Source organism: Pseudochelatococcus lubricantis (genome assembly GCF_011762225.1).
Lineage (GTDB): Bacteria > Pseudomonadota > Alphaproteobacteria > Rhizobiales > Beijerinckiaceae > Pseudochelatococcus > Pseudochelatococcus lubricantis.
Genome location: NZ_JAASQI010000002.1, coordinates 272,310 through 284,573 on the forward strand (window position 1 = coordinate 272,310; position 12,264 = coordinate 284,573).

Sequence of the window (12,264 nt, forward strand, 5' to 3'; positions counted from 1 at the left end):
ACCGCCGGGGAAATCTGCTATAGCTTAGCTGCAACACTGGCGATGGATTCGCTCTACATCCGTGACGTGCGGGCGGCGACGCGATCAATCATCTCCGTCGCCCCCTGCCGAAATTGATCACCTTTGCCGCCCAAGCGACCTCTGAATCAAGGATCGGCTCGCCAAACTGGCCTAGTAGATGATAGCGCCCGCGTGTTGATGCCGCTTGGATTTTCTTGACGAGGATTTTCCCGTCTGGAAGGCCGACTACGCATATTTCGCCTATCAGGTCGGGCGTCACCTCGGAGCGAACGTCATCGTAGAAGACGTACCAACCATCAAAGAATGGGCCGAGGCTGTCGCCCCTGATTTCGACCGCCACAGTCAGCGGGCTTGACCCTTCCGGTGCTTCGACAACATCGAGCGGGCCCTGCGTCGTATCGTAGAAATGCGCACCGGTCCCCGCGCCGACGTACCCGACAACCGGAGCCTCGATCGGCCCTTCACCAATTATTGCCTCTGGTGGCTCACCAAGGGCTTCGGCAGCTCTCTCAATCCATTGCTGATCAAGCCGCCTGTCGCCCTTCTCCAGTTTGATAAGCTGGTTCTTAGTCGTGCCCATCCGCCCCGCGAGTTCCGGTTGGGTAAGGCCGTGCTTTTTCCTCAATGACTTCAGATTGTTCGCCATGCCCCCAATACGCCCAATTTGGGCACAATTGATAGTGAACCAGATGGGCACCTTTCCAGTTGACGTTAGTGCCCATTTGGGGCACTGTACGTCCCATGAGATTATCAACGTACCTCAAATCACGCGGCCTCACGTATGAGGCGTTCGCCACGGCGATAGGCGTCTCGGCGTTCGCTGTTGGCAAGTGGGCGCGTGGAGCGCGAGTCCCTCGCCCTGATCACCTACGGCGCATCCGTACCGCAACGGACGGTGCAGTGACGTTCGATGATTTCTCCCCTTCCCCCGAGCGGACCCCTTCATCCGGAGCTGAGCCATGACCCGGATGGAGCCCGCTTCACCTGCCGCGCCTTGGCTTGATTGGATCGAGGGGACTGCGTTCCTCTCGTATCTCGATCCGGCGGGGCGCGGCTCTTTCTTCTCGGGCGCGCGCTCGTTTGCGTTGGTTAAGCCTGATGTAGGCGAGGGCGACGCTCTCGCGGGCGATGTCTCCCAGAAAGATGATGTTGTCATCGTCGGCGATGTCGTCCCGGTCCTGTCCGTTCATCCTGAAACTTCCCTCAGCAATTCGTCTTCGCAAGACCAGAGTTGCATAGGAGCGTTCCAGTATGCCGGAAATTACGTCCACCAAATTGGAAAGGAAGTTTGAAGTGTCCGCGTCTGCGTTGGCGGTCGAGATGAAAAACGCTGTTATCGAGCTTGGCGAGCAGCAGCCCGGCGAGAAGAACAAGCGGTTTCTGGAACGGGCTGCGCGCGCGGCAGGCATTTCATTTCGATCCGCGAAGTCCCTTTTCTATTGCGAGGCGCAAAATCCCGGGTCGCTTATCGTCGATAGCGTCCGGGCAGCGCGCGACGAGCGTCGTCGCACGGCGACCGCCAAAGCGGTTGTGGCAGCTGCGGCGCGTGACAAACAGCTTGAGGACCAAGCCCGTGCCAAATTCCAGCGGTCTACCGCCGCCCTTTCCGCCACACTCGCGACCGCCGTTGTTTCGGACACGGACGAGATTCGCGGGCTACTTGTTGAGCTTATCGTACGCCTTGACAGGCTTTGCGGCGTGGATAGCGCCGTGGATCGTCGGGAGGCCGCCTGATGGCCACTAAGCGGCCCCTAGACTGGAGCGCCGAGGTGTTGGAGGCCATCGCGGCTGCACGATACGCGGGCATTACCGTCCGCGAGGTCGCTGCTGCACTCGGCATCTGCATCGGCCGCGTCGAAATCAAACTGAGCGAGGCCGGCATCCGGACGGGGGCAAGAAACCAAGCATCAACGCGCAGCCCGGACGCAGACATTCATATCGCGGTGCTGGCGCGTATCGCTGCAAATAACACTCAGACCGCAGCGCGGTCGGCGCGACAGAAGGCCGTGCCGCCACCGAAGCCAGTGGCGCCGGTTGCGCGTCCGTGCGCCACCGCGCCGTCTCTAGCTGCGGAGCTAGGCATCCGCGTGCACACCAACCGTAACGGCGTGTCATTGCCGTACCTCTCATCTCTCTACGGAGGCGCCCGCCATGGATGATAGGAGCGGCGAGCTTGCGCGCCTGTCCCCGGCGTGCAGCGAAGCAGCGATTGCTGCCTATCGCGATGGTGTCCCCGTCAGCGTCATCGCGCCTGCACTGCACGTTTCCGCGTACACCATTGACTGCGTCGTCAGAAAAGCCCGGATCGAAATGCTCCGCGAGCGGACGGCTATCGTCAAGCACCACGCCGAAATGCTCGACCGCGCTTTCGAGGCCGAGCATCAGTCTAACATTTGGACGGCACCGCCGCGCGCGAAGGAGATTGTCCGCGAGGTATCCGTCAAGTTCCGCGTGCCGCTCTCATCCATCCTGCGCAAACACCGGCACGGTAACGTTGCCCGCGCCGCGCAAATGGCGATGTACCGGCTCGCGCAAGAGGGCCGATGGTCCAACCCCCAGATAGGCAGCTTCTTGGGCGGGCGAGACCCGTCCACGGTCTTCTACGGGGTCCGCCGCATCAAGTCACTGATTGAAAAAGGAGAGGTGGCGGTATGAGCCTCACCGTCACATTGCCATGGCCGCCGCCCGCCCTATCGCCAAACTCGCGCCCCCATTGGAGCGAGAAAGCCCGCGCCGCGAGGCAGGCGCGGCACGACGCCCATCTCGCGTGCATCGCCGCCGGTGTCCGCAAGCTGCCCTGGGATAGGATGCACGTCAACATCGTGTTCCACGCGCCGAACTGGCGCCCCTACGATAGTGACAACGCTCTCAGTCGCGCAAAATCAAGCTTAGACGGCATCGCTGATGCTACCGGCATAGACGACAGCAAGTGGACCTACAGCATATCGCGCGGCGAGCCCGTCACGCACGGGGCTGTCGTTGTCACGGTATCGGAGGACGCGGCATGACCGAGCGCATTCCCGTCCGCGAAGACCCCGCGCGCCTGTCAGTTCCAGCCTCCAGAGCACTGGGCCTGATAACAGGGGGGGGGCTTCATCATGATCGAGTTCGTCGATGACGAAAGGGCCGTGAACGGCCGCCGCATCACCGCGCTCCCATCTGGCCGGCGGGTCGCCGACATCGATTTTGCTGAGTTGGTGGTGAAGGGTCGCATCCTGGCGCAGGAAGACGGCCTGATCCCCGGCGCGTCGCAATCGTGGGTGCCAGCATGAGCGCCATTGACGCAGGAAACGCAGTCACGGAACGTGCCCGCCCGAAGGCCGCCAGCAAGCGCGCGAAAGACCTTAGCTCTAGCGCATTTGGCAGACTGAAGCCCATAAGCATTGTCGGCCGCACGCCCGCTGGAAAAGCCCAATGGATTTGCAAATGCGAATGCGGGAATACAAAGGTTGTGACGTCCGGTAATCTTACTTCTGGGCAAATACAGTCATGTGGGTGTTTGAAGCGCGAGATCGCCGCGAAGATGGCTGTTGATCGATCCTTTAAGCATGGCCATGCTGTTCGACGCGCCCATTCTGGCGAGTACCGATCTTACCGGGCAATGCTCAGCCGGTGCAATAACCCGAACGCGACCAGCTACCACCTCTACGGCGGCCGTGGCATTTCCGTGTGTGAGCGGTGGCTCCGGGGAGACGGCGAAAACGCGGGATTCGATTGCTTTCTAGCCGACATGGGTCCGAGGCCGTCAGCAAGTCACTCTATCGATAGGTGGCCAGACGGGGACGGGGGCTACCGCCCCGGAAACTGCCGTTGGGCAACGCCGAAGCAGCAGGGCGGAAATGGCGTCAGAAAACGGGATGAGCTGGGCGAGGCGATAGACCTCCAGTCGCCGCGCGCCGGAACGGCGTTCCACTGGCTGATGAGGGCCGCGTCATGACCCTCCGCTACGCCAGCACATACAGCGGGGTAGAGGCGGCAAGGCCGATGCGCATCCTAGACCTGTTTTCGGCGGCCGCCGGCGGCTGGTCGCTCGGCATGCACCGCGCAGGCTTCATCACCGTCGCGGCCTGCGAGGTAGTTGAGTGGCGGCGCATCCTCTACGCGGAGAATAACCCCGGTGTCCATCTCTACGACGACATCCGAACACTTACAGCAGATCGAATTGTTTCCGATCTCGGATACCTGCCCGATGTCATCGTCGGCAGCCCGCCCTGCCAGGACATTTCCAGCGCCAACACCAAGGGCAAAGGGATCGAGGGCGAGCGCTCCGGCCTCTACCTCGAAGCCGTCCGTCTTGTCGGAGAATGCCGCCCTCGTTGGTTCGCTTTTGAGAACAGCGCTAATCTCCGAACTCGGGGCGCAGACGTAGTCCTCGCTGAGCTGGAAGCACTCGGCTACGCCTGCTGGCCGTTCGTGGTACGTGCTTCAGACGTCGGCGCCAACCACGAGCGCGCACGGTCTTGGCTTATCGGACGCGACACAGAGCAGGTTGGCAACCCCGCGCAAGACGGATGCGGATCGCGGGTTCCGAGGCGACGTGCTGAGCCAGATCAAGGGCTATGCCAGCCGGCATGCGGGGGTGCTCCATACCCCCACGGAAACCGGGAACCTGCATCATCCGTCAATGGCGAAATGGCCGACAGCGGGGCCATGGCAGGTGATTGCCAACCCAGAAGTGCTGTCAACTCCGACCAAGCTCCCCACCCCGGTAAAGAACGACCGCAAAATGGAACCTTGGTCAGAAGCCTACGCCCGTCGTCGATCTCCGAAGCTCGACGCCCTGTTGGACGGAGCGTCGAAATTCGAGACGCTGCCGACGCCGACAAAGCGGGACAGCCGCATGGATCGCTGGTCTCCGGCCTACGACAAGCGGAAGTCTCCGACGATGGATGCCGTTCTGGACGGTGCAATGACGGATCGTGCCCCGGACAAATGGGCGTATGCCCGCCAGATAGCGAGCCTGTTGGCGGGCGCTGGCCTCAGTGGTCCATCGAAAACCTTGCCCATCACCTACGGCTGGATGATGGGCTTTCCACCTGGGTGGCTGACACGCGCATTGCGACGGGCAGTGGCAAGCGGACGTCTGCCGCGAGCTTGATCGTAGAGGCGTTTGGCGACGCTGTAGTCCCGCAAATCCCCGAGGCCATTGGCAGGGCCATTCTCCGCGTCGAGGCGGCTCTATCCGCCGTCTCCGCATCACACGATAGCAGACATAGAGAGGGTGCGCGATGAGCACGATCGACATCAGCCGTCTTCGCGTCAACGGCGGGACGCAATCGCGCGCCGAAATAAATCGCGATGTCGTTTCAGATTATGCGGAGCTGGTGAGCGCAGGAATCGTGTTCCCGCCCGTCATCGTCTTCTTCGACGGGTCTGAATATTGGTTGGCGGACGGCTTCCATCGATACGAGGCATATGCCAAGGCCGGTGTCTATGAAATTCCCGCAGATGTCCGGCAGGGCGGTCAGCGTGACGCCATCTTGTTCAGCGTGGGGGCGAATGCCGCGCACGGGCTGCGCCGGACGAATGATGACAAGAAGCGCGCTGTCATGGTGTTGCTGAATGACCCGGAATGGTCGAGGTGGTCAGATCGGGAGATCGCGCGGCAGTGCGGTGTCAGCCCTGACACTGTCGGCAGGTATCGCAAGATGCCATCCAATGTAACTGTCCGATCGGACAGTGAGCCGCGCACCTACACGACGAGGCACGGCACCACTGCAACGATGAACACCGCCAATATCGGCGGTGGATCAAAGCCCGATCAAATCCCTCAGCCGCCCGCACCTAAGCCGCAACCTGCTGATGACGAGCCGATTTCGCCGCAGCCCGAGCCGGGGCCGGACGCCGATCCGGTCCACGAGTCAAAGCCCGATCAAAAGCCGGACGCCGCCGCCGACATCGCGAAGGTCAAAAAGCAGCTCGCGAAGCTGACCGACGACGCGCTTTTCGACGAAATCATCGGCCTGCGGGCAGACAACGATGACCTGCGCAAGCAGATCACGGCGGTCGAGGCCGAGCGGGATGAGTTGAAGGCAGCCGTGCGCGATCTTTCCGAAAGCAATCAAGGCGCGGTTATCAGCCGAATGAAGCGGGAGCTTGTCTCTGTGAAGTTCGCGCGCGACGAGGCTTTGGCTGCGGCGAAGCGCGAGGAATACAAGCGGAAACAGGCCGAGGCCCGCGTTAACGAGCTGCAATCTGCCGGTTTCGAGATCGCCGTATGAGCATTCTCGGACGCATCCGAGCCAATGGCGGCGATATCGTCCGCGATGAATGGCGCTTTTCGCTTAAGCCGGGGCGGCTCAAGCCTGACGCGATCGCGTGGATCAAACGCAATTGGACGGATGCATGCAGTGAGGCGTGGCCAGAGTTCGATCGCTGGATCGAGCGCGCCGCGATCATGGAATTTGAGGCTGGCATGGCCCGCCGTGAAGCGGAAGCCGCCGCATATGAAGACATTATGAGGCACAGCAATGCTTACATTGACGCCGCATAGGGAAATATCTCTCCGTCCATATCAGGCCGATGCCGTTGACGCGCTGCGTGACGGAATCCGCGCAGGTCGGAAGCGGCAAATATTGGTGGCTCCAACCGGGGCCGGCAAAACCATCGTGGCCACACACCTGCTCAAGCAAGCAAGCGACAAGGGCAGTTATGCCGTCTTTCTCGTGGATCGCGTGGCGCTCGTCAATCAGACGAGCCAAACCCTCGATGACTACGGCATCCGGCACGGGATAGTACAGGGCAACAGTGAGAGATGGTCGCCGCACGAAAACGTGCAGGTATGCTCTATCCAATCTCTGGCTCGCCGGTTTTTGCCGCGCCGCCCATCTTTGATCGTATATGATGAGGCGCACGCTCAGTATAAGTCGTCGATCAAGTTCATCGAGGACCACCCGGAGGCCGTGGCCATCGGCCTCACGGCGACACCGTTCACGCCGGGAATGGGCAAGTTCTGGGATGACGCCGTAAATGTCACCACGACGCGGGCGCTCGTTGATGATGGTTTTCTTATTCAGCCGAAAATCTACGTGGCCAAATCCCCTGACGACAAAGAGCTTGGGCTAAATTCATTCGGAGAGTTTTCCGATGAAAGCGCCGGCGCGGCAGGCATCCGAATTGTCGGTGATGTCGTCTCCGAATGGATCGGCAAAACTCATGAGCATTTCGGGGGGGCGGCAAAGAGCATCGTATTCTCGCCAACCGTCGAGCACGGGCGCGTGATATGCGCGGCGTTCGCGGCTGCCGGCTACAACTTCCAACAGATCAGCTATCTGGACAGGTCAGATGACGAGCGAGCTGCGAAGATCGGGGAATTCAGACGCCCCGACAGCATGATCCACGGGCTAGTATCGTGCGGCGTGCTGACCAAGGGTTTCGACGTACCTGATGTGCTAATCGGCGTGTCTTGCAAGCCGTACCGCAAGAGCCTGTCCAGCCACATGCAGGAGATCGGGCGTGTCATGCGCTCTCATCCTGACAAGACAAGGGCGCTATGGCTTGACCACTCTGGGAATATTGAACGGTTCGCTTTGGATATGTTCGATGTTTGGGACAACGGCGCCGGGCTGCTATCTACAGCCGAAAAGCGCGACAGCGAAACTCGAAAGCGTGATGAGCAGACGCGCGAGAAAGTGGTCTGCCCCGAATGCTCCGGTGCTTTGCGCGGCAACACTTGCGCAGCCTGCGGATGGGAGAGGCCCGCTCGATCTGGCATTCACGCAGTCGCAGGCTCATTGCACGAATTCAACCCTGAGGCACTGGGACTGACGACGCGCCCGGGTTTGCGCGCCGAATGCCTGAAAGACCCGCGAAAAGTCTGGCACGCCGCCCTGCATTATTGCTTCGCGCACTCTCGTGATGGGGATAAGGCGCGCAAGTGGGCATATGGCGTGTTCAGGGGGATTTTCCCCGGCGCGAAGCTGCCATTTGGTTGGTATGACGCTGCCCCCGGCGACCTAGATCAGGGCGCTTATGATCTGATCGGTCGAGAGATCAAGAGATTCCGCAAGAACAACAAGCGGGTGGCTGCATGAGAGCGCAATCACTTGATGACGCCATCCGCTCCGCCTGCCACGATGTTGGCATCGCTGTTCCGCGCCATGTATCTCCCGGAAAGTGGGCGCAATCTGCTGTAGACGGCAAGGCCAGAAGCAATAAATCCGGGCGCGTCCTGATCTTCGACGATGAGCAGGGCGGGATAGCGTGGAATTGGACCACCGGGCAGCAACAGGCATTTAGCTTGCGTGGCGATCCATCCGCAGCAGTCGTCATCCGCCCCCGTCAGCGCGATCCTGATCGGGATAGACGCGAGAGGGATCGGCGCGAGGCGGTGGCGCGTATATGCCACGATATCGTTCACTCATGCCGAGATGACGTGCATCCATATCTGGCGTCAAAGGGCTTCCCTGACGAAAGAGCGAAGGTGCATGACGATCCGCGCTGCCTGCTCCCAAGAAATGAGCTGGGAGACCTGCTTGCCGGCGCAATGCCGACAAGTGATCAGCCGATGCTGATTGTTCCGGGATGGATCGGAGACAGGGTATCGACAGTCCAATTTATTACGGCAAGCGGTGAAAAAAAGAACATCCTCTCGGGGGCAATGAGCGGGGCATCGTATAGAATCGCCACGTCTCCCCGCAATGCACAGAATAGTAAAGAAATCGTATGCGAAGGCTTCGCTACGGCCTTGTCTGTTCGCGCGGCAATCCGTATATTAAATATACCAGCAACAATCAGATCAGCATTCTCAGCATCGAACGCTGCAAAGGTAGCATGTGCCATCCCGGGTGCATGGATCGCGGCGGATCATGATAGGCCGATTGAACATCTCGATGGTCTCGGCACAGGCGAGTTCTACGCAAGGAAATCCGGGTGCAAGTGGACAATGCCTGCCAGCCTCGGTGACTTTAATGATTTTCACATGGAGTGCGGCCTGAGATCAGTGGCCCTCCATTTTCGTGAGGTTTTTATCTCGTGAGCAAACATTTAAGAGGCAAAGACAGAAGGTCGTCGTCCCGCGCGAGACGGATTCGGGAATTTAAGGATAAGCTGTCAGAGCTTGGATACTCAAGTTACAGTGAGTATTTGAAAAGCTCGCATTGGCAAGATGTGAAGCGTCGTTTTTGGGCCAGCAAGCTGTCAAAAAACAAGTGTTGCAGCGGATGCGGGTCAAAGGGAAAGCTGTCTCTTCACCACAAAACTTACAAGAGAATTGGCGCCGAGTGGCTTGGCGATCTTGTTCAGGTATGTGACTCTTGTCATGATAAAATACATACATTTGAAGAAGAGACATCATTTCACATCTTTGGCGCCACAAAGGGTGTCCTGAGAAAAGTAAGGCGCGAAAATGGTCTAACGTTCGAAGACGTTAGATAAGCAATACGGTGACCGCGCGGCCACTAAGCGCGCGGCCGATTTAGCTGACGGTCGAAGACGGTGGGGCTAAATACTGGACCATTTACCACGGGGCGGGGGCACAAATGGAAGCGCAGTCCGAAAGAGCGAAGCGCGCCCCCCGGTGTAGTGACAATGACATCGCAAGTAGCGCTCAACGATTTGGGGAATGTCACGCCATCAAATCGGCCCAAGGCGGCGGCACGGCTCCGGCCAGCAAGATCGCGAAGGGTATAGGGACCACTCTGGCTTTTTAGCCGGGGCTGGTCGTCCTATGCCCGACAACAACACTCTCCTACCAGCAATATCTTAGATAGATAGTATATAGGATAGAATAGATGAGCATGAATCGCGTAATTCTAGTGGGCCGTGTTGGCAAAGACCCTGAAGTCCGTAGCTTCAATAACGGCGGCCGGGTTGCGAATTTCAGCCTCGCTACGTCCGAACGATGGAAAGACAAGGCCACGGGCGAACGCAAGGAAAAAACCGAATGGACGAACATCGTCGTGACCGGCGATGGGCTCGTCGGGGTTGTCGAGCGCTTTGTGCGCAAGGGCAGCCAGATCGGCATTGAAGGTAAGTTGCAGACCCGCAAATACCAGGATCGCGATGGCAACGAGCGGTCTGTAACAGAGGTCGTCGTGGGTGGCTTTGGTGGGAACGTCACGCTGCTCGACAGCAAGCGCAGCGACGACGACAGCAGCTCATCGCGCCCTGCTGACACTGGGCGCTCCTATGGGGCTGCCAAGGCCGGGGACAGCTACGGCGGCGGCGGGGCGTATTCGAGCGATCTGGACGACGACATACCTTTCGCCTGCGAGTGGCGCTGATGATCCTCTCCGCACAGACCATCCGCAGGCTTGGCCTTGTATCCCCGCTACATGAGCGGGGAGTGGCCCATGGGATGACCTTTGGGCTATCGGCTTGCGGTGTGGACCTGACGCTTGGCGAAAGCGTGATCCTGCCTCCCAAGACACAGGTCAATAGCTTCGTGCGGGAGCGGATCGCTCTCCCGGCGAATATACGCGGAAAGATCGAGAATAAATCCACGCTGGCACGCATGGGCATTGACGCCAGTGCCACGACTAATGCGGAGCCAGGCTGGGAAGGATACCTGACCGTCGAGATTTACAATCGAGGCTGGTGGATCAAGCGGCTGCGAAAGGGCACGCCAATCATCCAGATCGTCTTTGAATATCTCGACGAGCCTACAGAGCGTCCCTATGCGGGCAAATATCAGGGACAGCCGGCACGGGCGATTGGTGCAATACTGGAGGGCAATTGAGTGGGCAGGAAGACTCGTAGAAGGCAGGCGAAGCGCACGCCATCCGGCGCCATCTCGCGCGCCGGTATCAACCAAGACCAGCGCGCCACAGTGCTCGCGCAGCCGCATCGTCGCTGGCTTCCGGAGACCGCTCGCAAAGACCAGAGAGCGGAGAGTGCGCTGGGGCGGCTCTATCTTGCAGGGTATCTCACGGAGGGGCAGGTCGTGGCCGGTGAGCGCTGGCGCCGGTTGATGGCAGACTATGCGCGAGTGATAGACGCACCGCGGCCAACGTCTGGCGTGCTGGCGCGGATGATCGAGGAGGCGGCAGGCCCTGACACAGAGCCGCCGCCTGATGATGAGGCGGGTCAGGGCGGGGCAGTGTCGGATGAGGAGTTTCGCGATTTTGTCCTTGAAGCGTTCCGTTCAGCGCGCAATGAGATTGCTGCTCGGGACGCCTCGGGCGCGGTGGCGATGTCCATTACGCAGGTCGTTATCGATGACATGGACGTGCGGGATATCACGCACCTGATCGTAGGCCTCCATTCGCTCGCCACGTTCTGGCGGACGTTCGACGATGGATATCGCCCGATCCGTGCAATTCGAGCGGCTAAGGACGAAAATCCACAGATTCACGACGCGGCCCCTTGACGTTCGTGATTCGTTGTGCGATGTTTAGCGCACGATAGGTAGTGTGGACGAATAACGCTCGGGCTGTGGCTCGGGCGTTTTTGCGTTCATGGCCCCACTCGCGAGGCCGCCATGTCCCGAAACATTCTGATCGAACTTGCCGCGCCATATGCCATGGCGGCGCAGGTTGCGTTCTGTCCGGCGCTATTCTGGTGCTGGCTGTTCCCCTCCCGTTGAAACACGGAGTCTATGATGTCTGAAGGTGCATTTGCCGGTAGCATCACATTCACCACCGACGATGAAGGCAATCGGCGGGTGGCATTCACGCTCAGCCAGCCCGCCTCGTTCAGCGCCACTGAGGTGCTGGAGAGCGAGGACGGTCGCAGCGAGGTCAGCATCGACATCGTGCCCCCCGGATGTCACGGAGCCGCATTTCATCGAGTGCGATGACGGCGATGAGGGCGAGGAGCTGGAATTCTGCGAGGGCGTCGAGCCCGGCGCCGGTGACGATCTCCCGCTTGCGGCGGAGGGGCGTATCCATGTCGTGCAGCACTGAGGCACTTGCCAACAAAGCCGAGCGCCGCCGTGTCGAGGCGCTCATGGCCGCTGTAGAGGTGGCCGGCTGGCAGCGCTCCGTCAGCGAGCCTGAGGAGATCATCGACATTGCTCGGGAGTTCGTGGGGTTCCTCCGCGGTGACGATGAGGACGCCCACGATGAATGACGTGCTGGCTTTCCTCAACAGCCTGTTCTCGGTGGTGGCCGGCCTGTCGCTGGTTTTGTTCGGTCTCTCATGGCTGACGCTGCTGCCGAGCCTCGGCTTGGCATGGGCGATGGGCTGGATCCAATGATGTTGGCGGGCCGGCTGTCTACCGGTGCCGCCTTGAAATCCTGCCAATAGCAGGCGGCTGCATGATCGGCGGTCGGCGAGCGGGCCTCGGTTACGCTCGCAGTCAAT

20 protein-coding genes and 1 pseudogene are annotated in these 12,264 nt (G+C 60.1%); 18 read left to right on the forward strand and 3 right to left on the reverse strand.

The genetic code is table 11. The features are described 5' to 3' along the window. Positions 1 to 88: 88 nt before the first annotated feature. Positions 89 to 667, reverse strand: coding sequence for a helix-turn-helix domain-containing protein (locus FHS82_RS05055; RefSeq protein ID WP_166949462.1), 579 nt, complete (start codon positions 665 to 667; stop codon positions 89 to 91). Positions 668 to 762: 95 nt separating this feature from the next. On the opposite strand from FHS82_RS05055, the gene FHS82_RS21475 reads away from it, so the two are divergent. The 16 genes and pseudogenes from FHS82_RS21475 to FHS82_RS05130 all read left to right on the forward strand — a co-directional run bounded on the left by FHS82_RS21475 (position 763) and on the right by FHS82_RS05130 (position 11,329). Beyond that, positions 763 to 984 (forward strand): helix-turn-helix domain-containing protein, encoded by a 222-nt coding sequence (locus FHS82_RS21475; RefSeq protein WP_166949464.1) that lies wholly within the window; start codon positions 763 to 765, stop codon positions 982 to 984. Next, positions 981 to 1,313, forward strand: coding sequence for a hypothetical protein (locus FHS82_RS05065; RefSeq protein WP_166949466.1), 333 nt, complete (start codon positions 981 to 983; stop codon positions 1,311 to 1,313). The genes FHS82_RS21475 and FHS82_RS05065 overlap by 4 nt, the downstream gene beginning before the upstream one ends. Beyond that, entirely contained in the window at positions 1,273 to 1,755 is a 483-nt protein-coding gene (locus tag FHS82_RS05070; RefSeq protein WP_166949468.1) for a hypothetical protein, read from the forward strand. Before FHS82_RS05065 ends, FHS82_RS05070 begins: the two co-directional genes overlap by 41 nt. Continuing rightward, entirely contained in the window at positions 1,755 to 2,180 is a 426-nt protein-coding gene (locus FHS82_RS05075; RefSeq protein ID WP_166949470.1) for a hypothetical protein, read from the forward strand. Before FHS82_RS05070 ends, FHS82_RS05075 begins: the two co-directional genes overlap by 1 nt. Next, on the forward strand, positions 2,173 to 2,676 hold the full coding sequence (locus FHS82_RS05080) for a helix-turn-helix domain-containing protein (RefSeq protein WP_166949474.1): 504 nt from the start codon (positions 2,173 to 2,175) through the stop codon (positions 2,674 to 2,676). Before FHS82_RS05075 ends, FHS82_RS05080 begins: the two co-directional genes overlap by 8 nt. Continuing rightward, positions 2,673 to 3,029 (forward strand): RusA family crossover junction endodeoxyribonuclease, encoded by a 357-nt coding sequence (locus FHS82_RS05085; protein WP_166949477.1) that lies wholly within the window; start codon positions 2,673 to 2,675, stop codon positions 3,027 to 3,029. The genes FHS82_RS05080 and FHS82_RS05085 overlap by 4 nt, the downstream gene beginning before the upstream one ends. A gap of 90 nt (positions 3,030 to 3,119) precedes the next feature. Further along, on the forward strand, positions 3,120 to 3,293 hold the full coding sequence (locus FHS82_RS05090) for a hypothetical protein (RefSeq protein ID WP_166949480.1): 174 nt from the start codon (positions 3,120 to 3,122) through the stop codon (positions 3,291 to 3,293). Between the two features lie 712 nt (positions 3,294 to 4,005). After that, a pseudogene (locus FHS82_RS21480) lies at positions 4,006 to 4,500 on the forward strand (DNA cytosine methyltransferase); the annotation flags it as partial. Between the two features lie 58 nt (positions 4,501 to 4,558). Next, on the forward strand, positions 4,559 to 5,119 hold the full coding sequence (locus FHS82_RS21060) for a hypothetical protein (RefSeq protein ID WP_246225086.1): 561 nt from the start codon (positions 4,559 to 4,561) through the stop codon (positions 5,117 to 5,119). 130 nt (positions 5,120 to 5,249) lie between these two features. Continuing rightward, the gene (locus FHS82_RS05100; protein WP_166949486.1) at positions 5,250 to 6,242 is read left to right on the forward strand and encodes a ParB N-terminal domain-containing protein; all 993 of its coding nucleotides are present in this window, start codon (positions 5,250 to 5,252) and stop codon (positions 6,240 to 6,242) included. Beyond that, entirely contained in the window at positions 6,239 to 6,514 is a 276-nt protein-coding gene (locus FHS82_RS05105) for a hypothetical protein (RefSeq protein ID WP_166949488.1), read from the forward strand. The genes FHS82_RS05100 and FHS82_RS05105 overlap by 4 nt, the downstream gene beginning before the upstream one ends. Continuing rightward, positions 6,492 to 8,054: a DEAD/DEAH box helicase gene (locus FHS82_RS05110; protein WP_166949491.1), complete on the forward strand. Its 1,563-nt coding sequence runs from the start codon at positions 6,492 to 6,494 to the stop codon at positions 8,052 to 8,054. The genes FHS82_RS05105 and FHS82_RS05110 overlap by 23 nt, the downstream gene beginning before the upstream one ends. Next, the gene (locus FHS82_RS05115) at positions 8,051 to 8,998 is read left to right on the forward strand and encodes a primase/helicase family protein (protein ID WP_166949494.1); all 948 of its coding nucleotides are present in this window, start codon (positions 8,051 to 8,053) and stop codon (positions 8,996 to 8,998) included. The genes FHS82_RS05110 and FHS82_RS05115 overlap by 4 nt, the downstream gene beginning before the upstream one ends. Positions 8,999 to 9,752: 754 nt before the next feature. Next, positions 9,753 to 10,244 (forward strand): single-stranded DNA-binding protein, encoded by a 492-nt coding sequence (gene ssb, locus FHS82_RS05120; protein WP_166949497.1) that lies wholly within the window; start codon positions 9,753 to 9,755, stop codon positions 10,242 to 10,244. Further along, on the forward strand, positions 10,244 to 10,699 hold the full coding sequence (locus FHS82_RS05125; protein WP_166949500.1) for a dCTP deaminase: 456 nt from the start codon (positions 10,244 to 10,246) through the stop codon (positions 10,697 to 10,699). The genes ssb and FHS82_RS05125 overlap by 1 nt, the downstream gene beginning before the upstream one ends. Continuing rightward, positions 10,700 to 11,329 (forward strand): hypothetical protein, encoded by a 630-nt coding sequence (locus FHS82_RS05130; protein ID WP_166949502.1) that lies wholly within the window; start codon positions 10,700 to 10,702, stop codon positions 11,327 to 11,329. Between the two features lie 86 nt (positions 11,330 to 11,415). On the opposite strand, the gene FHS82_RS05135 is transcribed toward FHS82_RS05130, so the two are convergent. Both FHS82_RS05135 and FHS82_RS05140 read right to left on the reverse strand, forming a co-directional pair. Next, positions 11,416 to 11,712 carry a hypothetical protein gene (locus FHS82_RS05135; protein ID WP_166949504.1) on the reverse strand — a complete coding sequence of 99 codons (297 nt, stop codon included), beginning with the start codon at positions 11,710 to 11,712 and terminating at the stop codon, positions 11,416 to 11,418. Continuing rightward, positions 11,700 to 11,849, reverse strand: a complete 150-nt coding sequence (locus FHS82_RS05140; protein WP_166949506.1) for a hypothetical protein — start codon at positions 11,847 to 11,849, stop codon at positions 11,700 to 11,702. The genes FHS82_RS05135 and FHS82_RS05140 overlap by 13 nt, the downstream gene beginning before the upstream one ends. On the opposite strand from FHS82_RS05140, the gene FHS82_RS05145 reads away from it, so the two are divergent. Both FHS82_RS05145 and FHS82_RS21315 read left to right on the forward strand, forming a co-directional pair. Beyond that, positions 11,848 to 12,030 (forward strand): hypothetical protein, encoded by a 183-nt coding sequence (locus tag FHS82_RS05145; RefSeq protein WP_166949508.1) that lies wholly within the window; start codon positions 11,848 to 11,850, stop codon positions 12,028 to 12,030. The genes FHS82_RS05140 and FHS82_RS05145 overlap by 2 nt on opposite strands. Next, on the forward strand, positions 12,023 to 12,157 hold the full coding sequence (locus FHS82_RS21315) for a hypothetical protein (protein WP_281351074.1): 135 nt from the start codon (positions 12,023 to 12,025) through the stop codon (positions 12,155 to 12,157). Before FHS82_RS05145 ends, FHS82_RS21315 begins: the two co-directional genes overlap by 8 nt. Positions 12,158 to 12,264: the final 107 nt, after the last annotated feature.